The following is a 19,642-nucleotide window of genomic DNA, read 5'->3' on the forward strand; positions in this document are numbered from 1 at the left end:
ATCCCGGTGTCGGTACCGCCGACCGCGGTCGACAAGCCGCTGCCGGCCCGGTCCGCCGAGGCCGTGCTGCTGCTCCCGATCATCAAGCGACTCCGGGCACGGGGCTGGTGGTGTCCACGCATTCCGCCGGCACCGGGACGCGGTCACCTGGACCGGTACCTCGGGTGAGCGTCATGGCCCGAGCAGTCGGTCCAGGACCTCGGTCGCCGGGTCGTCCACGTCGCCCACCGCGCACCGCACGTCGAACTCCAGGTCAGCGGCTCGCGCCAAAGCCGCGCCGCGCACGAACTCCGACCGGCCCGGCGACAGGTGCAGGGCGACCGGGGCGTCGTCCCAGTCCCCGGTGACGGTCACGAGCCCGGCGTCGTCGTCCACCATGACGTCGGCCAGCCCGCGGAAGACGGTGAACGCCCAGATCAGCGAGGGCAGCCGGAAGTCGACGCGCGCGTCGAAGTCCACGGTCAGCGAGCCGGTGGCCTCGTCGAAACCGATCCGCAGGCCGCTGTCGTCGACCAGTTCGTGCAGCAGGCCCGCGTAGTCGCCCTCCAGCCACCGGTCGCATTCCGCCACCGCAGCGTCGTCCCAGCCCTCGACACCGGACCAGTCGGTCCACGTCGACGCCGGGACGACCGCGGCACGCAGCCACTCCCGCACGCGTGGTCGTGCGACCGTCATCACCGCCGCCACCGTCACGTACTCACCCATGTCCGACCCCCTTCGGGCGGACGGTAACAAGGGGGTCAGACATCAGCGGACGCGGAACGCCCGCCGATAGGCGCCGGGGGTCGTGCCCACGCGGTCGTGGAAGCGGCGGCGCAGGTTGACCGCGGAGGTGAGACCGACCCGGACGGCGATGGCGTCCACCGGTAGATCGGTGCCCTCCAGCAACGTGCGGGCCTCGGCGATGCGGCGTGACAGCAGCCACTCGCCGGGGCTCGTGCCGAGCCGGTCGGCGAACCGGCGGGCGAGGGTGCGGGAGGAGACCTTGAGGTGTGTGGCCAGGTCCGTGACCGACAGGGGCGTGGCCAGGCGTGCGGCGGCCCAGTCGAGGAGGCCGTCGAGGTCGTCGTCCGGCGGCGGGGTGGGCGCGTACTGCGCTTGGCCGCCGTCACGGTGCGGGGGCATGACCATGTGGCGGGCGACGAGGGCGGCGTGGGCGGCGCCGTGGTCCTGGCGGACGAGGTGCAGGCAGAGGTCGATGCCCGCGCCGGCGCCCGCGCTCGTGGCCACGTCGCCGTGGTCGACGTAGAGGACGTCGGGTTCGACTCGCACCGCCGGGAATTCCTCCTGGAGGCGGTCCGCGACCTGCCAGTGCGTGGTGGCGCTTCGGCCGTCGAGCAGTCCGGTGCGGGCCAGGGCGAACACGCCGGTGCAGATCGTGACGAGCCGTGCGCCTCGGGCGTGCCCGTCGAGAAGGGCTTGTCGGACGGCGGGCGACAGGGGCTCGTCCAGGGGTTTCCAGCCGGGAATGAGGACGGTGTCGGCGGACTCCAACGCCTCCAGGCCACTGGTCACGGTCATCGCGTACCCGGCGGAAGTCGGCACCGGACCGGGGTTCTCGGTGCAGACCTCGAACTCGTAGTGGTGCGGCACGCCCGCCCGCCGGGTGCCGAAGACCTCGGCGGCGCAACCGAGTTCGAACGTCGACTGCACCGGCCGGACGAGGGCCACCACACGATGCATGGCCTGAAAGTACCCCAGGGTGTCTTTCCGGACACTGTCCGGCCCGGTCCGCGCCCGACAGGGTGGACGCCATGAACCAGGAAATCCTTGCCCAGGAGGGCTATACCTCCGTCACCGTGGCCGACTCCCCGGTCCGCGAACTGTTCCCGGGCGTCCGCCTTCGTCCACTGTGGACCGGATCGGACGGCGCCCACGCCAACGTCCTCGAAATGGACCCGGGGACGTCCTGGCCGCACCGGGACGTCCACTCACCCGGCCCCGAAGAGGTCTACGTGGTCTCGGGGACGTTCAACGACGGCGCCCGCGACTACCCCGCCGGCACGTTCCTCCACGCACCGGCGGAGTCCTGGCACATCCCCCAGACCACGACCGGCTGCACGCTCTTCGTCTTCTACCCCATCGGGTGAGAACACATTCCTTGACAGGAATATTCTCCCCCGTGAATACTTCACCCCATGGAAAGGATCACAGCGGCACTCGGGGATGAAGCGCGGTGGCGTCTCGTCGTACTCCTCGCCGACCGACCGCGGTCGGTCGGCGAGCTGGCCGAGCTGACGGGGTCCCGCCAGCCGCAGACGACCAAGCATCTCCAGACCCTGGCGCGGGCGGGCATCGTGAGCGTGCACCCGGTGGGCCGGCGGCGGGTGTACGCGCTCGAACCCGGCCCGTTGACGGAACTGGAACGTGCGCTGGCCACCCTGATCGCGAAGACCCGGGCACACCAGGGCGAGGTCGACGTGATCACGCGCTACCACGCCGCGATCGAGGCCGAGACCGCGATCGCCGAAAAGGGCTGGGCCGACGGGCGGACGTTCAGGTTCGAACGCCACCTGGACGCACCCGTGGACATCGTCTGGCAGTACTGGGCCGACGCGGACCGACTGGCCTCGTGGTGGGTACCGCCATCCCTGACCGTCGTCGAGTGCGTCCTGGAACCGAAGAAGGGCGGCCGGGCAGTCCTGGAGTACCGCGACGCCGAGGGCCGATACCGCTCCGAAGGACGCGTCCACACCGCCAAGACCCCCAAGCACCTCGCGTTCGACCTCTCGGTGCTCGACGCGGCAGGAGCGGTGTCGTTCACCGGCCACTACGACCTGGCCCTCGCCCCGGAGCGGACCGGCACCAGCCTCCACCTTGACCTGCGCATCACCGACACAGACACCAAGGCGGCTCACTTCATCGCCGGCATCACAACCGGCTGGAACCAGGTCCTCGACAACCTCACCCGCACGATCGACAGGAAAAAGGCATGAGCCGCACCGTGACCGCCAACATCAACCTGACTCTCGACGGCCGCTACACCGGCCCCGACGGCGACCTCGGCCCGATCGTCCGCTACGCCACGACCGAGGTCGCCAGACGCCACCTGGCCCGCATCTGGGACGGCGCCACGACGGCAGTACTGGGCCGGGTCAACGCCCAGGGCTTCCTCGGCTTCTGGCCGTCAGTAGCCGACAACGAGGACGCCCATCCACAGGACCGCGCCTATGCCCAGTGGCTGGTCGACGTGGAGAAGGTAGTGCTGTCGTCCACGCTGACCGAGGCACCGTGGAAACACACCCGCATCGCCAACGCCCCAACCACCAAGGTCATCGAAGAACTGAAGGAATCCACCAAGGTCGGCGACATCCTGATCAACTCCAGCGCCAGCGTCATCACCCGACTACTCGCCGCAAACCTGGTAGACCGCCTGCACCTGATGATCACCCCAGAAATCGCCGGCACCGGCCACCGCCTCTTCGACACCGACCTACCCCCGTCAAGGTGGACCCTGACCCACCACGAAACCGGCCCCTCAGGCGAAACCACCCTGACCTACACCCGCCACCACCCTCGGCCCCCGACAACCACCAAGTGATCAGTTCGGCACAAGTCTCCACCGGCAATCGCTCGCACAGGCCAGGCCCGGTCTGTCTCGTAGTCGGTGTGTCCGGCGTTGCCACTCGTCAGGTCTCGACTCCCGGCCGACTGCCACCGAAGGTGATCGCGAAGGCGTTCACCATGGGCTTCCAGCGCATCAACCACCGAACGCGGCCCGTTCCGGCGGGGTCGAGGCCACGGACGACAAGTACGGACACCCATCAAGTACGGACACCCCATCACGGCCGGCCCGATCAGGAAATGCCCCCGAGCGAGGACCGCCCGGCGGTAGCGGACTCATGCGACTCGATCGCGCTGGTGAAGCAGATCATCCGCCGGATCTCGACGTCGTGGTCCAGGAACGGCACGAACTCGTCCCAGGCATCGCGGCGTGGACCGGCCGGTCCACGAACCAACCGCCGCGCGTCTCGACCACGATCGCGTCGAGGAACACCGCCGCACAGACGGCATCCGGTAGGCGGGGCGGCCCAGTCGCCCATCTCCGCGACGACCTTGCCGGTGATGCGCGAGACCGGCTCCCTCGACCCCGAGGCGCCGTGGATCCTGCCGAAGGGGCCGAGATCTCCCCGGTGGTCACTCCCCTGGCATACAACGACAACACGATCCCGTCGACCTCGGCGAGGCGACGTCGCCACTTCTTCACGATCCGCGGCTCGAAGGTGCCATCCCGGTCCCGGATCACCCCGATCCCCACCTCGCCGGCCGCGTCGGAGATCACCGTCTCGGTCCGGCTGCCGTTGCGCACGCTGGTCGACTCACGTCCGGGTTCCGCGCGGTTCTTCTCGCGGCCGAGGTGCCCGGTCGTCTCCTCGGCCAAGGCGGTCTTGGGCACGTTCTCGGTGAACAGCTTCAGCAGGCCGTCCGGGCCGGTCAACGCCGGCCTGTCGGACAAGCGGCTCTGGCCGGTAGTCGATGGTGACGGCGGGTATCCGTCAGGACAGGGGATGCGGTGGCGGAAAGGACGGTCGACGGGTGAGCGCGGACCTGGCAGGGGTGGACTTCACCGTACGAAGCCGTTCACAGCGGGTTCGTACACGTACTCGGGCCTGGCCATCGCACTACGCTCGACGTGCGCAGCGACCTCGCCCGCGCCTACTAGGACAGCCGTATTTCGTGATCGTCAGCTGACGACCCGCCTTCTGAACCACTGACGCGAAGTGCCATCCGGTCCGGGGTCGGCAGGTTCCTGGGCGGCGAAGCCGAGCCGCAGGTAGAACGTCCGGGCGCCGCTGGGGCGGGCGGCGGGGTGGTCCTCGCCGAAGGTGATCACCTCGACCATGCCCGAGCCGTCGAGTCGACGTACCACCTCGGTGACCAGTGCCCGGCCCACACCGGTACCACGATCGGGCGGCGCAACGACGAGCCACCCGATCCGGCACACCGGTGGGCGAATGGTGAACAGGATGCCGCCACGCAGATCGCCACCATCTTGGGGGCGTACGCACATCGCGGTGCCTCGGTCGATGTTGCGCCGCAGGGCGTCGCGGAATCCGGGCTGGTCGACCATCGGCCCGAACCACTGCTCGACGTGCCCGGCCAGGCCGAGGAAGCTCGCGACGTCGGCCACCCGCGCTGCTGTCACTTTCACCGGAATCAGCCTTTCGGCGGGACCTGTAAACCGGACGGGACGCAGCCACCACGCGATCATCCGATGCCGCGTGGACAACGAAGGACCGCGAGGTGGCGGCTGCGGCCATGGTAGAGGCCGGCCGGGAGAAGCCGGGTGCACGGCCCGGCCGGCGCAGGAGAGGTTCGCCGGGGGGGGTGGAACCGTTGCAGCAGGCGAACAACTACATCCGTCGCCACAGGATCGCGGAGGCGATCACAGCCGCCCACCCCTACGGCCGCCGCATCGCGGCGGTCACCGACGTCCCCTTCCTGCCGGGCGGATCATCGAGGGTCGAGTGGCCAGAGTGTCCGACCGCGATAACGGCCCGGATCGGACCGCGCGTGCCGTGAACGCCGCCGACCGCGGGACATCCTCGGCCATCCGCCAGAAGCGCGGCCCACATCCGTCGCGTACGGCACGGGTCTCCCCGAACCGGGGCCTGGTGGCGTGCGAAGGTGCGGCGCGGTCAGCGTGTGGTTCCGGGTCCGTCGGACGGCGGCATGGGCAACACGCCCGTCCGACGCATGACACCGTGCCTGTACGTGCGGTAGCCGCAGAGGACGACCGCCGATATCAGACTGACCCACCATTCGGGTGAAAGCCCGTCGAGGCCCTCGCCCGCAGCCCACTTCCACCGAATCAGAAGGTAGGCCAGGAAGGCGAACGGGCCCGCGAGCATCACGGCATGCATTCGCCGGGCGAACACCAGGTCCTTGCGCGTGCGATACAACTCGTCGTGATGCGCTTTCAGGATCACCGCCTCCGCGTCCAAAGCCCGTTCCACCGCCGGTCTGACGGTCCGCCACAGGGTGGGGCCGACGAGCCCCATGCCCAGGGCGGGCGGGGTGACCCGCAGTGGCGTGAACACGGGTTCCCGATCCGGGGAGTAGGACACGACGCCGCCGAATGGGAACCCGTGCGGAAGCGCCATCCCGATCCGGTCGGAGTCGATCCGCGGATCGACCGGAAGCCGCGGCACGGTCCGGTCTCGCCCGGTACGGGCAGCGTCCCCGCGCGGCAGCACCGTCGCCTTGCGGCGAAACGCCTCGTACGCTTTCTCCGATGCCGGGACGACCAACAGGAAGCGTTCGGGTGGCACGAGCCGGGTGGCCTCCGCGAACTCCCACAACGTCCCTTCGGTGTCGTCGGCCACCAGGACGACGAACCGCGCGCGGGAGATGAGGTCCCGTACCTGGTTCTTCCAGGGCCCCTGTTCCAGGTAGAGCCGGCGCGCCCCGACGGCCGGAGGGAGCCTCTCCCCCGGCTGTCCCACCGCGATGACCGGACCCATGTCGCGAAAACACGAGGCGAGATGGTCCTCCGCGCTCTTCCCGGCGGTCAACAACGTGTGGATCACGCCCGGCGGCGTGAGATCGAGCAGGGGCAGGGCGCGATGCGTTTCCGGCGTGCCCCGGTGCGGATCCTCCTTGAACGAGCGCAGGTACAGCACGAACGGTTCGGTCGGCCCGGGCTTCCGAGCGGGTTCGGCGAGGTACCGGAGGGCCAGTGCCTTGAACCGCAGTGCCGAGCGCAGGCACCAGGCCGCCATTATCGTCACGACCATCAGGAGAGTCGACACCCAGACCTGATCGTGGGGGGGGCGAGAACGCGTTCCGGACAAGGGCGGTCGAGCCGTAGACTCCCTCGGCCACTCCCACGAAGCCCAGCACGACGCTTCCCCACGCCAGGCGCAGCCCGCAGCGTCGATCGGCTTGGTACGACACATCGGATTTCGATGTTTCTCCGTCCATTCTCCAGACTACCGCCGAACCCGCACCGGGGACGCGGTTCGGGCCTGGCCGCCACGGCGGACCCGCGCGTCCGACTGGCACCCCTGGACCGCGCAACCGTCCGAGGGACCGCTTGCGCGGTCCAGGCGACGCCGGCGCGGATCGTCCGCCGAAAGCGTCACTCGTCGAAGTCGTCCAGCCTGAGGTCGTCCGCACCGGGGCTGGTGGGATCGAGGTCGTCAGTGGAACCGTGAGCGGCCAGTTCCGGCCGGTCCGGCGTGTCGGGCAGCGGCGGTTGAGCACCGTTCGTCATCGCCAACAGCATGTCCTTGGCCTGGCTGAACGGCATCGCCTGCAGCAGGGCCTGGGCCATGCCCGTGTCACCACCGCCGACGAACTGCGGCACGTTGGCCTTCACCCACTGCGCCAGCATCCGCTCCAGCGCCACGTTGTGCGGACCGAGCAGTTCCACCATCGTCGTGAGTTTGATCAGGTCGAGTTTCCGCCGCGCCTCGTCCACCTTGACCCGCTGAAGGTCGATCTTGGTGCGGACCTCTTCGCCGGCCAACATGGCCTTCAACTCGACCAACCGCTCCTGCTCCAGCTTCGCCAACTCCTGCTGGTGCGCGATCTTGCGGCGGATCGCGTTGATCTCGTCGTCGTCGCAGCGCCAGTTGCCCAGCGTCGTGCTCTCGGCCCGCACACCCAGTGGGGCGAGGGCCTGTGAAACCTCGGCCGCCAGCTCGTTGCAGACCGCGTCGTACTCGGTGATGAACTGCTGGATGCGGTAGTGCGGGGAGATCCGCCGGAAGTACCCGGTCACGGTCGAGGCGAGGTCCTTGCCGACGAAGTGCTGCACCGACTCGCGACCGTCCTCGCCCTGGGCACCGTGGCGCTGGACGAGCCTGGGCGCGGCCTCGGGCAGGATCTCCACGTTCTGCTCCATGTCCAACCACACGGTGTGGCCTTGGACCTCCAAGGTCACCTGGTCCAGCGAGGCGTCGAAGTTGGACTCGGCCTTGGGCTCCGCGTTCCATTCGAGTTTCAGCACCCGCGTGGGCACTTTGACGACCTTCGCGAACCACGGGTTGATGGCGTACCGACCGCCGCCGGACAGGATCGCCCGCTGGACGCCGATCCGCCCGCCACCCGCGAGGAAATCCCACGGCCGCTGGAAGTCCGCGTGGCCGGCCACCGGCGGTCCCAGTTCGCCCGGCACGGGACTGGCACCGACATGCGTGACGACTACGCCGGTTTCGCCGATGGCCAGGCTGACCTCGCGCAACGTGTTCGCGGTCAGTTCCTCGCGGGCGAGATCCTCTTCGGGACTGTCCACGGTGAGCACGTCGAACAGGTCCGTGTTGATCGAGTACGTGCCGCCGGTCAGCGGTTGCTGCTGCCGGCCGATCACGCCGCCCTCCCGCAGGAAACTCACGCCGTCCTGAAAAGAGTCGCATCGGACATATCCGGCGAACGCTTCGCCGAGTTCCCTGCTGCGACCCGCCTTGGCCACGACGGCGCCGATCGTTCCATTGGGGACGGTGACCATGGGGACGATGCGCACCCGGTATGCGAAGGTGGGCAACCACGTGGTGGTGTTCCCGCGTAGCACCGCTGCCTGCAAGCCTCGGGAACCGAGATGGCTGACGCGTGGATCGTCACCCGGCTTGCGGCTCAGGCCCACCGTCTTCTCGACGAGGCCGACGTGGCCGGGCGGTACCCGGCGCAGCCCTTTCCAGCCCGCGAATGCCAACGCGAGTACCAGGGCGACGAGCACGTAGATCACGTCATCCCTCCCAATCGCGCAGCCGGACGTGCGTGGCCAGGACCGTGGCCGTCCACTCGCCGTGCCACAGCGAGCCGTCTTCGTGTTCCGGGTCGCGCAACGTCGGGTAGAACGGTGCGCCGCTGTCGTCGGCGTGCGTCGCGAACTCCGGGTACAGCGGGATGAAGTCGTCGCCTCGGGCCCGCCAGCCGAGCGCCAGGCAGATGTCGAGGAACGGCCGTTGCCCCGACAACACCAGGTGCGCCAGCCGCTCCCGCTGGGCGCCGAAGCCCCACCGGCCCCCGGACGTCTCCGACCAGGCGCCGTCCAGTTCCGCGAACAGGGTGTCCGTGAGTTTCGCCGCGTCCGCGCCGCGGAGGAACGACCTGCGATTCGCCTGCGCCAACAGCGCGAGCGTCGTGAGCCGGTCCGCACGGCCCACCTCGCCTGCCGCGAGCGCGTCGTGGACACCGTCGACAAGCTCGCGCACGTGCGGCGGCAACGGCTGGAGCACCGGAGCGGGCGGGGCAGCGACCGGCTCGGATGCGGAGGCCGGTGCCGGTGGCGTCCGCACGAGCGAAAGCAGCACGGACGGCGACGCCGCGGCACGCGGTGCCGGCCGCCCGCCGCGCGGGAAGTGCAGGTAGACGTCCTGGCGGAACCGCTTGCCGGGCAGAACGGCCTCGGTCCGGTGGAACTGCTCGGGCCGCAGGCCGCCCAACTGGGGCAACACGGCCTTCCGGTAGAGCGGCTCGGACACCGCCTGGACGACGTGCTCGTCCGGGGCGAGCTTCAGACCCCGACGCAGGGCAGGGGCATCGAGCAGCCGACTCAGCACGATCAGTCCCGGTCCGGCGTAGCCGAAAGGCCCTGGGGCCACCACGTCCGTGTGCATCGCCAGGCGCAACCGGATGCGGGCGGACGCATGGTCTTCGTTGTGGTCGGCAAGCCGCCAGTCGAGTTCGCGCGTGAACGTCCGCACAAGCGCGACGAGGTCGACGTCCGGCGGCAGAACGGCCAGCTCACCGTCACCTGCCGGCTGTCGCACCCAGTCCGCCCTCGGCAGCCCGGTACTCTCCGCGGCCTCGTCCAGCACGCGGTCGAGTTCCTTCTGCACGAGGAGCTGGTGGCGCTCCACCAACGCGGAGAACCCCTCGATGTCGACCCCGATGACGCAGCGTTCCACGAGTGGCACACGGCCTCCTGTAGCAACGGATCACGTCCGACCGACCTACTGCGTGTTGCGGCCATGATGTGCACCAGTCGCTGTAGGCGTTCCCGCACTACTGCGGGCCGACTCGAATCGTTACGCAACGCCGGCATGGCAAAGCCGATCGGCGGTACCACGACGTCGCCGGCCTCAGCGTGGTTGTTCCACCCGTGACATGCCGAACGGGTCGGGATCAGTCCGAATACTGTCGAGCGGCAACGGAGAGGGCCGCTCGACCTCGAAACGCGTCCACCCGGCAAGTTCAAGGTGGAGGGCGTCCAGTGCGGTGCCCGTCCGGTCGGTCGGTCGCGAGAAGGGTGCCGTCGGTGCGGACGAGGGCGGCTTCGTCGCGGTGTGAGATGCCGATCGCGAGGTCATCGTGGACGGGCGGCGACGGTGAGGCCGTCGGGGTGGTGGGCGGCGATCCAGGACCGCCAGGACGACCAGTCGAATCCGGACGGGGCGCGGTCGGGTTGCGTGGGCGGGGTGTGGGGGTGGTCGAGGAGTCGGTCGAGCAGGCGGCGGGCGTGGGTGTGCAGGGGGTCGTCGTGGTCGCGCCAGGCGGTGGAGATCCAGCCGGTGCGGTCGGGGCGGCGGTATTCCCAGTCGACGTGGCGGGGCGGGGTGTCGGAGTCGCCCGGGGTGGCGGTGGTGGGCATGTAGCCGCCGTCGGCAATGGCTTCCGCGGTCGGGACCCCGCCGGTGACACGGATACGGGCGACGACGGTGACGTGCGGGACCGGGGCGACGGGCAGCGGGGTGACGATCAGTCCGTCGTCGGCGAGCTGGTCGGTCCAGGCGGCGGGCAGTCGGGGTGGGGTGCACCAGGCCACGATCCGGTCGTAGGGCGCGTCGGGCGGGTGTCCGGCGACGCCGTCGGCGGTCACGCAGGACACGGTGCGCACGCCGTGTTCGTGGTGGATGAGCCTGGCCCAGTCCACGAGGAACGCGTCGACGTCGAGGCTGGTGACCGTGCCTCGTTCGCCGACGAGGGCGGCCAGCAGTGCCCCGGAGTAGCCGGAGCCGGTGCCGATCTCCAACACGCGGTGGCCGGGGCGCACGTCGAGGGTGTCCAGGTCGCGGGCGATGGCGTCGGGGTTCGACCGCATCGCGGTCTCGCCGCGTCCGGGGTGGTGGGCATAGCGGGTGTAGTCCACGGTCTGCGACACGACGGCGCACGCTCCCAGGGGGCCGGGAATGGGGGCCGCCCACCCTAGGGTCGGGTGGGCGGCGCAGGCCGGGTCCGGTGGAGCGGAACTCCGGCGGTTCACCTGATGGCGTGGCAAGGGGTCAGATTTCCAGGGTGGCGTGGTGGTGGCGGCCGGCGAGTAGGTACTCGCCGACCGGTGTGCCGTCGGGCAGGCAGACCCAGGCGTGGTACTCGACCGGTTCGGGGCGGAACCGGGCGCCCAGGCACCACACCGGTCGTCGGCCGGTGACCGCCGCCGCGAGGGTGGCGGCCAGTGAGGTCTCCAGGCAGGCCACGCGGGTCGGCCACCACCGGCCGGTGTGGCGGACGGCGTCGACGAGGTCGGCGGCGTGGACGGGATCGGGAGTGCGGCGTCCGACCCTGCGGGCCAGGCGGGCGGCGGCAACGACGACCCGGAACGGGGCCAGCCGCAGCAGGAGCATCGCCGCGACCAGGCCGACGGTGGCCGCCGCGCGGCAACCGGGACCACCGCGCGGGGAGGTGGTGAACGCTTCGGTCGTGGTCACGACGTCCTCCTACGCCGCCACCATTTCCGCAGGCGGTCGGTTGTGGTGGGTGGTCGGTCGGGGCCGGTGGTCAGCAGGCCGTCCTCGCGTAGTCGCCGGTCGACCGCGCGCAGGTCCCGGCCGGCCACGTCGGGGTCGATGCGGTGGAGGCAGGCGAACCGGGTGGCGGCGGTGTCGAGGTCGGGCGCGGCCAGCAGGGTGGTGAACGCGGAGGCCGCGGTGGGGGTCAGCAGGGTCCAGGTGCCGGTGTGTTCGTCGAGCAGCACGCCGCCTTCGTCGGTGAGCGCGGGGTGCACGCCCTCACGCAGTCGCCGCACAAGCCACCTCCGGGGTCTGCTCCGTCCACTGTGGTCTGCCGGGGGCGTGGTCGAGGCGGCGCAGCCACAGTTCGGCGGCGATCACCTGGTGCAGGGCGCCCATCGCCGCGGCGCGGCCGGTGCACGCGCGGTCCAGCATGGCCGTCGCGGGTACGGGGTCGAGCAGTCCGAGCGCGGCCAGTCGGGAGTCGCCGCCCAGCAGGGCGAGCAGGGTCGGGCCGTGATCGCGCAGTCCCCGGTAGGCGATCGCGTCGAAGCCGCCCTTGGTGGCGCGGTGCAGGACGTGGTCGGGCACGACGCCGGTGAACGCGGCCTGCAGCAGCGGCTTGTACCGGTGCGGGTTGCCGCGCAGGCGGCCGGGCACGGCCGCACAGACCCGGACGACCTCGGAGTCCGGGTACGGGGCGGCGACCTCCACGCCGTGGCGGGTCCGGGCGGTCTCCTGCCGGCCGGTGACGTCGACGGCGAGTTGGGCCAGGCGTTGCCTCGTGGTCCAGTGTTCCAGCCGGTCTGGTACCCAGGTCGCGGAGGCGGCCTGGTCGGCGGCGGTGTCCAGCAGGTCGGCCAGGTCGTGGCGGGCCGGTGGGGGAAGCCAGTCGGCGACCGTGCCCGGCGGTGACCACGCCCACGGCCGCCGCGAGTCCGGTTCCCACCGCGTCGCCGGGCGGTGCAGGGTCCGGGCCGTGGCCCGCCACGAGTCGGCGGCCATGGTCGCGGCGGGACGTACGCGGGCCAACAACGTCCACGGCGACTCGGCGCGCAGCCGGGCGTGCCCGAGCAGCCCAGCCGCAAACGGCCCATAACGTCGGGCCCGCAGCAGGTCGGCCAGGTGGTCGGGGCCGGCTCCGAGCACGCCGTCACCGGCGGAGCCGGTGAAATGCACCCCGCCGTCGCCGTGGGCGGCGGTGACCGTGTCGAACACCGCGTCCTTGACCGCCAGGGTCGCGGTGTAGGCGTTGGGCGCGTCGGTGAGCGGCAGGCCGGCAGGGTCGCCCAAGCCCGCGTAGTAGACCGCCGCCGGGTCACGGGCGACGCGGTGGTCCAGGGCCGCCACCACGGCGGCGGTACGGCGGGCGTGGGCGAGGTCGTCGTCGCGCAGCCGGTCGTCGGCGAAGGTCACCGCCAGCACCGGACCGCGTTCGGCGGCCAGCACCGCCAGGGTCGTCGAGTCCACCCCGGCCAGATCCGCGCTCACCGGTCGGCCGTCCAGCCTGGACTCCACCGCTGCCCGCAACGCCCCGCTCAGCGCCGGTGCCGCCCGGCTGCGGTCCGACGGGGCCGGGTCGATCGGTTCGTGGCGGACGGGGACCGGTCCGTGTTCGTCGATCATCAGCGCGTGCCCGGTCGGCACCCGCCGCACACCACGCAGAACCGACCGGGTCCCGGGCAGGTCGGGCTGGCCGAACGCCAACTGCGCGGCCAACACCGGCGGGTCCACCGCCTCGACCGGCGGCACGCCCCGGTCCGCGACCAACAGCAGCGCCGAGGTCGACCACCACGTCGTCGCGGCCTGTGTCGTCCAGTGGACGGGAAACATCCCCGGCAGGTCCCCGACCACGACCGTCCGGTCCGCGTCGCGCAGCACCACCAGATACGAGCCCGGCCACCTGGTCACCGCCGCGAGGTCCCCGGCCACCGCGGCCCGCAGCCCCCGCTCCAGGCACACGGCGCGGGCCGCGCAGTCCCCGAACACCGCCATCCGACGGTTCCCGTCGCCGACCGTGCGCACCCGTGCCGGCGGCCATTCCGCCGACCACAGCCCGCCGCACCCCTCGACCTTGTCCCCTACCGGGACCCATCCCGTTCCCGGGCCGTGCCGACCCGCGATCCACCTCACCGCCCACTCCCCTCCTGTCCGTCCACGCCGGCCCGCATGCCGGAATCGTCGTGCGGCCGGTCCGGGACGCATCGCGACCGCGCATATCGCGGGCGGCCTCCGGGACCGGCGGGCCGGTGCGGCGCCCCGGAATGTCCGGGGCGCCGCACCGGCGAGGCGGATCAGGAGTACTTGTACTGGGTGTCGTCGACCTTGTCGGCCTTCATGATCCCCAGGGTGCGGTCGACGACCGTGCCCTCGGCGTCGCCGACCTGCGCGCCCTCCTGCACACCCGAACTCACCACTGACCCCAGTCGCAACGAGCAGCCCGGACCGCGACGGGACGACCGTCGACACCGACGGTGGGACCAGTACCCCTCGATGTACGAACCAGCAGTAGCCACGCCCTGTCACCAAAGTCGCTGACGACCGAGACGGCTTCCGCAGCCTGCGGGGATTCCCGACAGGATCGTCGCGCCGTCGAGCAACACACGGCCGCCTCCGGCGACGCCACGGTCGACCAGGACGCACGCGACCACCACTTCCACCACAGCGACGGCGTGTGCCACCCGTTGCACCCACACAGCGGTGCCGGGCGCGGACCGTGCACCATGGGTATTGCGTCAAGCAGCCGGACACCGGCGCGTGGCCCTATACGGACTTCCCTGTCAAGTCGGCGTGTCGAGTCCGTGATGCGGCCATCAGCGTCCTTGGGGTGATTCGACTGCGGACAGCGCGATGTCTTCTGCGAACACGGCTTTCGTGGTGGCCCGGGGGAGGGCCGCGACGGACGGGGATGTGCTGTGCGCGGGCCAGGCGAGCAGGAGGACGCTCGGCGGGATGTCCGTCACCGGGACGGTGGTCAGGTCGTCGCGGAGAGGGGTGGTCAATGACTGGGGCAACACGGCGACCGTGCGCCCCAGCGCGATCAGGTGCATCAGTTCGCTGATGCTGCCTATCGCGCCGGCATCGGCGGGATTGTGCTTGTGCAGGTTTTCGCCCGCGAGGTCGGCCACGTGCAGGCCGACCCGGTGCGCGAGTGGGTGGGATACGGGCAGCACGGCGACCGGTGCTTCGCTCAATAGCGTTTCGGTGTCCAGCCCGCGCACATCGTCGGGCGGCGTGTACAAAAGTGCGGCGTCGGCCTGCCCTTCGCGCAGCATGCGTGCGCGGTTGCCGCCGAAGACCACCTCGATCGGCAACACGTCCGGTTCGCGTTCGTAGGCCGCGAGGATTGCCGGGAGCAGGCCCGCGTCGCCGCCGGGTTTCATGGCCAGGATCAGCCGCGGGTCTCGGGTGCCGGCCCGCCGCGTTCGCTCGGTCGCGGCGGATACCGCGTCCAGCGCCGTGCGTGCCTCGCGGGCGAGTACCCGACCGGCCTCGGTCAGCGTGACCGCGCGACTGGTCCGTTCGAACAGGCCGACACCCAGGCGGCGTTCCAGTCGCCGGATCGTCTTCGACAGCGCGGGCTGCGTGATGCCCAGGTGGGTCGCGGCGCGACCGAAGTGCAGTTCATCGGCCACCGCCAGGAAATACGCCAGTTCCCGCGTCTCCAACCGGTCCATTCCTTCAGGTTATCGATCGTGGCGCGGTCGATCTTGGACGTACCGCATCCAGCGGTGGTGGGGTGAGGGTGTCCCGCTTACGGGGTTGGACACGGCTGCAAGGAGACATCACGATGCCCACCATCGCTCTCGTCGCGGCCGGGACGCGCCTCGGCCTGTCGCTCGGAAGGGTTTTCGGCGGCCACGGCTTCGACGTCGCCCTGATCGCCCGTTCCCCGGAGCGCCTCGGCGAACTCACCGGGAAACTGGCGGCCGACGGCGTCGAGGCAGCCGGATTTCCCGCCGATGTCACAGATCGCTCTACGTTGGCCGCCGCCCTGGACAATGCCGCGACGCGGTTCGGCGGAATCGATGTCCTGCAGTACTCCGCACCGCACGTGCGGGTCGGCGACGGGCGTATGACCGGGGTGCTGGACGTGACCGTCGAGAACCTGCGACCGCAGATCGAAGGCTCCTGCTACGGCGCGATCACCGCGACCCGCACGGTGCTGCCCGCGATGATGGCTGCCGGTACCGGCACGTTGCTGTACACCACCGGCGCCAGTGCGGTCGTGCCCACGCCGTGGGCCGGCAGTGCCGGTGCGTCGGGCGCGGCCCTCCGCAACTGGGCACTCAACCTCAACGGCGCACTGGCCGACAAAGGCGTCTACGTCGGCTATGTCGCCCTCGGCGCGTGGATCGTGGGGACGCCGGGCACTCCCGAGGACGCGTCACCGATGGAACCGGACGACATCGCGCACATCCATTGGGACATGCACGCCACCCGCCACCCCGCCGAACGCCTCATCACTCCCTGACGGAGGGCGGCACATGCGGGCCGGCGTTGAGCCGGCTGCGGGACCGTGCCGTTCTCGTGACTGGCCAACCCCCTCCCGACCGCGTGAGAACCGGCTTCCGACCGGCTCCACGCCCGCAGCACCTCCGATCGAGCCGCGCAATCGGCAGTCGAGGGCGCGGCGTTCACCGGCTCAGCACGGTCTCCTCGGCCATGTGCGATAGCTTCTCCGGGTTGCGCACCGCATAAAGTCCCGCCACCAAGCCGTTCTCCACGTGCACCGCCACCACGCTGTCGAGCACCCCTTCCACCCGCACGACCAGCGCCGGGTGGCCGTTGACGTATGCCGGCTCAAGCACCAGGCCGACCGCGCCCTTCAGCAGCACCCGTGCGGCACGGTCCGCGCCGACAACGGGCTTGGGCAGGGCCTGTTTGATGCCACCTCCATCGCCCACCAGCACGACATCGGGGGCGAGTACGTCGAGCAGGCCCTGGAGGTCGCCGGTCTCCACGGCCCGGCGGAACGCCTCAAGCACGTCACGGGTCTCGTCCGGCGACACGGTCTCGCGCGGTCGGCGGGCGGCCACGTGCGAACGGGCGCGGTGGGCGATCTGGCGTACGGCGGCGGGGTTACGGTCGACGGCCGCCGCGATCTCGTCGTAGTCCACGGCGAACACCTCGCGTAGGACGAACACGGCGCGTTCCGTTGGCGTCAGGGTTTCCAGGACCAGCAGCATCGCCATCGAGACGCTGTCCGCCAGTTCGACGTCCTCGGCCACGTCGGGTGTGGTCAGCAGTGGTTCGGGCAGCCATTGGCCGACGTAGGACTCCTTGCGCCGGCCCAGCACGCGCAGGCGGGTGAGTGCCTGCCGGGTGGTGATCCGGACCAGGTACGCCCGTGCGTCGCGCACCTCGCCGTGGTCGACCCCCGCCCAGCGCAGCCACGTCTCCTGGAGCACGTCCTCCGCGTCGGCGGCCGAGCCGAGCATCTCGTAGGCGACGGTGAACAGCAGGTTGCGGTGTGCGACGAACGCCGACGTCATGACTCCTCCTCAGTGGTCGCACACCGGACGACGTGGCCCGCCGTTCTGTGACAGCCGACCGCAGTGGCGCTCGTCACTGTCACACGGGCCGGGGAAGCGCCGTCTCGTGTTCGTCCCACCACCGACGAAACGAGGACGACGTCATGAGCGCCCGATTCGACTTCCCGCACAACGAGTTCGCCGCCAAGTTCACCAAGCGGTTCGTCGGCCTGGCCCAGGTGATGCGGCAGTCGTCGTTGTCGCACACCGTCCAGGAGCTGGTCTCGTTGCGGGCGAGCCAGATCAACGGCTGCGGGTTCCACTTCGCGCAAACATGCACATCCAAAGTGGACGGCAGTCCCCGAAAGTGCCAGGTCAGAAGGGCTGGCAACGAACTGACACATAGGAGCGGCAAGGGCACCCGAGGGCAGACCGCGCGGCCGACATGATCAACAAGCTGTCCCGTGACTGCCCACACACGTAGCACGATGAACAGAGGCGCGTTCGACGCGAACTTCTCAGTGGTTCACCTAGGCACCGCTATCGAGCCAGCGTCTCCGTGTCGACATGCACCGGTCGCACAGTCGGTGCATGTAGGCTGATTGGTCCATGCGGTGATCGGGCGCTGACCGTTAGGAGACTCTCGCATGAGCGTGACCGTAGGGGGGTCCGACTGGACGTCCGATGGTCGCACTTGCGCAGAGTGTGGAACTCCGCTTGAGGCAGGCAACAGCGCCCAGATGTGCAATCGGTGCCATCGCGCATCGCAGGACCAGTTGCGCACGCCACCGATTCTCAAAGACCAATTTTTTGATACCGCCGAATTTCGCGCAGCGAGCGACAGTCAGCACATTGGCAGGATAATCAAGGTCTATAGGCATCACCCACGCCATCTCAAGCTTTACGGTAGGGCGTTGAGTCAAGAACTTGTTGGCCGTTGGCTAGGCCTCACTCAGGCGCAGATCAGCAAAGTCGAGAACGCGCCCAGAGCCGAGCAAAACCTAGAAGTACTTCGGCGCTATGCGAAGACTTTGCACCTGCCTCAAAGCCTGCTGTGGTTCAGTCTGCCTCCGCAGGGTCGTTATACCGAACGCGGGGTTTCCACTACGGGGATCGACGCCGCGAAACTCCGTCAGGATCTATCCGAAGTCCTCGCGTCCACGCTCATCAGCGAGCGAGGCGCCAGCGACTGGGATGAAGCCGTCTTCCGATTGGGGCGTGACACTCGTTGGCGCCCGCACGCTACGCTCGCTTCAGAAATTTTGGCGAACCTGTCGGAGCTTCGTGTCTTCTATGTTCGGGCCACGTCCGGTCACGTACTGCAGCGAATGGCCAGGAATACGGCGCAACTATCCGGGCTGATGAGTCAGACGTTGCTCAAGGTCGGAGATATATCAGGATCGGCAGATTGGTCGAGGACCGCGCGTCAATTTGCCAGTGAATCCAACGATTTGAACTTGCGAGCGTGGGTGCACGCACAGGAAGCCTATCTGCACTTCTATGCAGGAAATATGCACACCGCAATCGATGCGGCGCGATACGCTCAAGACATCGCAGGGAAGTCGGGTGGAGTCGGTTCGGCACTGGCAGCGGCATTGGAGGCCCGCGCGTATGCGAACCAAGGATTGAGAGCGGACGCACTGCGCGCAATCGGCATTGCGGAATCATTGACTGCCGGGCTTGACGGTGCGGCGACCATTGCGTCGGCTTTCGGATACTCTGAAGCCCAGTTGCGCTTCCATGAAAGTAACGTTCTCACCAAACTGGGCGAATTCCAAAGAGCGCTTGTCGCGCAAGATCATGCACTCCGCTTGACGCCCCATGATGATTTCATGGATCGCGCTCTTGTGTATTTTGATCGCGCAGACAGCCTGATTGCCCAGGGTGATATCGTGAATGGTCTCGCAATTGCGGCAAGTACTCTCGGTGAACTTGAGACGGGCAAGGCTGCTGGACTGATAGTCGATCGTGCTCGATTGACGTTGCGAATGCTTCCTGTAAGCGAGAGTGGTCGAGTCGAGGCCCTGGCCCTCCATGAAATTATTGCCGCATCGAACGAGTTCGAAGGGTGACCCGATGTCGCAGTTTGTAACAAAGCTGGCAGTTGGTGATGACGTCCGAACGGTTGCGGAACTTCTGAATGAAATTGATGCATTTTACGGTGATGAAGTTATCGAGTCGTTTGAGGAGCGATTGGCTCGGGTAGATTCGACGCTCTTCGGCGCTCACCCTATGGTGTATGCCATTCTGGCCCGCGCAGACAATGGGGACGTTGTCGGGTTGGCGACAATCTCTTACCTGTGGCCTGCGGCCGGATCGACAAGCTCACTGTATCTGAAGGAACTCTTTGTCCGCCCGGGCCATAGAGGCAAGGGGGCAGGAAAAGCGCTCATGCAAGCCGTGTTTGACCAGGCTGACAAGAGTGGGTGCAGTCGCGTTGAATGGACGACCGACCGATCCAACGAAGAGGCGCAGCGGTTCTATGAAAGCCTGAGCGTTGCCCCTCATGATGGAAAGATATTCTATCGTCGTACGATCAGCTAGCGGACAGGG

Annotated in this window: 21 protein-coding genes and 1 pseudogene; 8 read left to right on the top strand and 14 right to left on the bottom strand. The window is 69.1% G+C overall.

Annotated elements, in window-relative coordinates; all coding sequences use genetic code 11:
• The first annotated feature begins 6 nt into the window (after window positions 1-6).
• The gene (locus tag F4559_RS17270) at window positions 7-168 is read left to right on the top strand and encodes a hypothetical protein (protein ID WP_184669968.1); all 162 of its coding nucleotides are present in this window, start codon (window positions 7-9) and stop codon (window positions 166-168) included.
• Between the two features lie 3 nt (window positions 169-171).
• Here F4559_RS17270 and F4559_RS17275 read toward each other — a convergent pair whose 3' ends face one another.
• Both F4559_RS17275 and F4559_RS17280 read right to left on the bottom strand, forming a co-directional pair.
• Complete coding sequence (locus F4559_RS17275; protein WP_184669970.1) at window positions 172-705, bottom strand: hypothetical protein; 534 nt, start codon at window positions 703-705, stop codon at window positions 172-174.
• A gap of 42 nt (window positions 706-747) precedes the next feature.
• The gene (locus tag F4559_RS17280) at window positions 748-1,683 is read right to left on the bottom strand and encodes a GlxA family transcriptional regulator (protein ID WP_184669972.1); all 936 of its coding nucleotides are present in this window, start codon (window positions 1,681-1,683) and stop codon (window positions 748-750) included.
• Between the two features lie 71 nt (window positions 1,684-1,754).
• On the opposite strand from F4559_RS17280, the gene F4559_RS17285 reads away from it, so the two are divergent.
• Genes F4559_RS17285 through F4559_RS17295 form a run of 3 tightly spaced genes read left to right on the top strand, consistent with a single transcriptional unit; the run spans window position 1,755 to window position 3,541 of the window.
• A complete protein-coding gene (locus F4559_RS17285) occupies window positions 1,755-2,090 on the top strand; it encodes a cupin domain-containing protein (protein ID WP_184669974.1) in 336 nt (111 codons plus the stop codon).
• A gap of 48 nt (window positions 2,091-2,138) precedes the next feature.
• A complete protein-coding gene (locus F4559_RS17290) occupies window positions 2,139-2,936 on the top strand; it encodes a metalloregulator ArsR/SmtB family transcription factor (protein ID WP_184669976.1) in 798 nt (265 codons plus the stop codon).
• Window positions 2,933-3,541 carry a dihydrofolate reductase family protein gene (locus F4559_RS17295; RefSeq protein ID WP_184669978.1) on the top strand — a complete coding sequence of 203 codons (609 nt, stop codon included), beginning with the start codon at window positions 2,933-2,935 and terminating at the stop codon, window positions 3,539-3,541. Before F4559_RS17290 ends, F4559_RS17295 begins: the two co-directional genes overlap by 4 nt.
• Window positions 3,542-3,629: 88 nt before the next feature.
• Here F4559_RS17295 and F4559_RS36900 read toward each other — a convergent pair.
• The 11 genes and pseudogenes from F4559_RS36900 to F4559_RS17345 all read right to left on the bottom strand — a co-directional run.
• Window positions 3,630-3,932 (bottom strand): annotated as a pseudogene (locus tag F4559_RS36900) (transposase); the annotation flags it as partial.
• On the bottom strand, window positions 3,872-4,396 hold the full coding sequence (locus tag F4559_RS17300) for a transposase (protein ID WP_446689147.1): 525 nt from the start codon (window positions 4,394-4,396) through the stop codon (window positions 3,872-3,874). The pseudogene F4559_RS36900 and the gene F4559_RS17300, both read right to left, overlap by 61 nt.
• Window positions 4,397-4,684: 288 nt before the next feature.
• Window positions 4,685-5,212 carry a GNAT family N-acetyltransferase gene (locus F4559_RS17305; protein WP_184669981.1) on the bottom strand — a complete coding sequence of 176 codons (528 nt, stop codon included), beginning with the start codon at window positions 5,210-5,212 and terminating at the stop codon, window positions 4,685-4,687.
• Window positions 5,213-5,639: 427 nt separating this feature from the next.
• Window positions 5,640-6,623 (bottom strand): hypothetical protein, encoded by a 984-nt coding sequence (locus F4559_RS17310; RefSeq protein ID WP_184669983.1) that lies wholly within the window; start codon window positions 6,621-6,623, stop codon window positions 5,640-5,642.
• Window positions 6,624-7,081: 458 nt separating this feature from the next.
• Window positions 7,082-8,689 carry an SPFH domain-containing protein gene (locus F4559_RS17315; protein WP_184669985.1) on the bottom strand — a complete coding sequence of 536 codons (1,608 nt, stop codon included), beginning with the start codon at window positions 8,687-8,689 and terminating at the stop codon, window positions 7,082-7,084.
• A gap of 1 nt (window position 8,690) precedes the next feature.
• On the bottom strand, window positions 8,691-9,863 hold the full coding sequence (locus F4559_RS17320) for a hypothetical protein (RefSeq protein WP_184669987.1): 1,173 nt from the start codon (window positions 9,861-9,863) through the stop codon (window positions 8,691-8,693).
• Between the two features lie 389 nt (window positions 9,864-10,252).
• Window positions 10,253-11,047, bottom strand: coding sequence for a protein-L-isoaspartate O-methyltransferase family protein (locus F4559_RS34470; RefSeq protein WP_221447262.1), 795 nt, complete (start codon window positions 11,045-11,047; stop codon window positions 10,253-10,255).
• 121 nt (window positions 11,048-11,168) lie between these two features.
• A complete protein-coding gene (locus tag F4559_RS17330; protein ID WP_221447263.1) occupies window positions 11,169-11,594 on the bottom strand; it encodes a lasso peptide biosynthesis B2 protein in 426 nt (141 codons plus the stop codon).
• Entirely contained in the window at window positions 11,591-11,911 is a 321-nt protein-coding gene (locus F4559_RS17335) for a PqqD family protein (RefSeq protein WP_184669989.1), read from the bottom strand. Before F4559_RS17335 ends, F4559_RS17330 begins: the two co-directional genes overlap by 4 nt.
• Window positions 11,895-13,748 carry an albusnodin/ikarugamycin family macrolactam cyclase gene (locus F4559_RS17340; RefSeq protein ID WP_184669990.1) on the bottom strand — a complete coding sequence of 618 codons (1,854 nt, stop codon included), beginning with the start codon at window positions 13,746-13,748 and terminating at the stop codon, window positions 11,895-11,897. The genes F4559_RS17335 and F4559_RS17340 overlap by 17 nt, the downstream gene beginning before the upstream one ends.
• Window positions 13,749-14,428: 680 nt before the next feature.
• Window positions 14,429-15,292: a LysR family transcriptional regulator gene (locus F4559_RS17345; RefSeq protein WP_184669992.1), complete on the bottom strand. Its 864-nt coding sequence runs from the start codon at window positions 15,290-15,292 to the stop codon at window positions 14,429-14,431.
• Between the two features lie 113 nt (window positions 15,293-15,405).
• On the opposite strand from F4559_RS17345, the gene F4559_RS17350 reads away from it, so the two are divergent.
• Window positions 15,406-16,089 carry an SDR family NAD(P)-dependent oxidoreductase gene (locus F4559_RS17350; protein ID WP_184669994.1) on the top strand — a complete coding sequence of 228 codons (684 nt, stop codon included), beginning with the start codon at window positions 15,406-15,408 and terminating at the stop codon, window positions 16,087-16,089.
• 163 nt (window positions 16,090-16,252) lie between these two features.
• On the opposite strand, the gene F4559_RS17355 is transcribed toward F4559_RS17350, so the two are convergent.
• Window positions 16,253-17,110 (bottom strand): RNA polymerase sigma-70 factor, encoded by an 858-nt coding sequence (locus tag F4559_RS17355; RefSeq protein ID WP_184669996.1) that lies wholly within the window; start codon window positions 17,108-17,110, stop codon window positions 16,253-16,255.
• 143 nt (window positions 17,111-17,253) lie between these two features.
• Between F4559_RS17355 and F4559_RS17360 the strand changes: the two genes are divergently transcribed.
• The 3 genes from F4559_RS17360 (at window position 17,254) to F4559_RS17370 (ending at window position 19,633) form a co-directional block, all read left to right on the top strand.
• The gene (locus F4559_RS17360) at window positions 17,254-17,538 is read left to right on the top strand and encodes a carboxymuconolactone decarboxylase family protein (protein ID WP_184669998.1); all 285 of its coding nucleotides are present in this window, start codon (window positions 17,254-17,256) and stop codon (window positions 17,536-17,538) included.
• Between the two features lie 198 nt (window positions 17,539-17,736).
• The gene (locus F4559_RS17365) at window positions 17,737-19,161 is read left to right on the top strand and encodes a helix-turn-helix domain-containing protein (protein WP_184670000.1); all 1,425 of its coding nucleotides are present in this window, start codon (window positions 17,737-17,739) and stop codon (window positions 19,159-19,161) included.
• Between the two features lie 4 nt (window positions 19,162-19,165).
• Entirely contained in the window at window positions 19,166-19,633 is a 468-nt protein-coding gene (locus F4559_RS17370; RefSeq protein ID WP_184670002.1) for a GNAT family N-acetyltransferase, read from the top strand.
• Window positions 19,634-19,642: the final 9 nt, after the last annotated feature.

It is taken from the genome of Saccharothrix violaceirubra (genome assembly GCF_014203755.1).
GTDB classification, from domain to species: domain Bacteria; phylum Actinomycetota; class Actinomycetes; order Mycobacteriales; family Pseudonocardiaceae; genus Actinosynnema; species Actinosynnema violaceirubrum.

What these genes read in the sequence shown, in the direction of transcription:
- F4559_RS17275 (WP_184669970.1), bottom strand. Translation starts at nt 705, where the DNA reads ATGGGTGAGTACGTGACGGTGGCGGCGGTGATGACGGTCGCACGACCA.
- F4559_RS17280 (WP_184669972.1), bottom strand. Translation starts at nt 1,683, where the DNA reads ATGCATCGTGTGGTGGCCCTCGTCCGGCCGGTGCAGTCGACGTTCGAA.
- F4559_RS17285 (WP_184669974.1), top strand. Translation starts at nt 1,755, where the DNA reads ATGAACCAGGAAATCCTTGCCCAGGAGGGCTATACCTCCGTCACCGTG.
- F4559_RS17290 (WP_184669976.1), top strand. Translation starts at nt 2,139, where the DNA reads ATGGAAAGGATCACAGCGGCACTCGGGGATGAAGCGCGGTGGCGTCTC.
- F4559_RS17295 (WP_184669978.1), top strand. Translation starts at nt 2,933, where the DNA reads ATGAGCCGCACCGTGACCGCCAACATCAACCTGACTCTCGACGGCCGC.
- F4559_RS17305 (WP_184669981.1), bottom strand. Translation starts at nt 5,212, where the DNA reads ATGATCGCGTGGTGGCTGCGTCCCGTCCGGTTTACAGGTCCCGCCGAA.
- F4559_RS17345 (WP_184669992.1), bottom strand. Translation starts at nt 15,292, where the DNA reads ATGGACCGGTTGGAGACGCGGGAACTGGCGTATTTCCTGGCGGTGGCC.
- F4559_RS17350 (WP_184669994.1), top strand. Translation starts at nt 15,406, where the DNA reads ATGCCCACCATCGCTCTCGTCGCGGCCGGGACGCGCCTCGGCCTGTCG.
- F4559_RS17355 (WP_184669996.1), bottom strand. Translation starts at nt 17,110, where the DNA reads ATGACGTCGGCGTTCGTCGCACACCGCAACCTGCTGTTCACCGTCGCC.
- F4559_RS17360 (WP_184669998.1), top strand. Translation starts at nt 17,254, where the DNA reads ATGAGCGCCCGATTCGACTTCCCGCACAACGAGTTCGCCGCCAAGTTC.
- F4559_RS17365 (WP_184670000.1), top strand. Translation starts at nt 17,737, where the DNA reads ATGAGCGTGACCGTAGGGGGGTCCGACTGGACGTCCGATGGTCGCACT.
- F4559_RS17370 (WP_184670002.1), top strand. Translation starts at nt 19,166, where the DNA reads ATGTCGCAGTTTGTAACAAAGCTGGCAGTTGGTGATGACGTCCGAACG.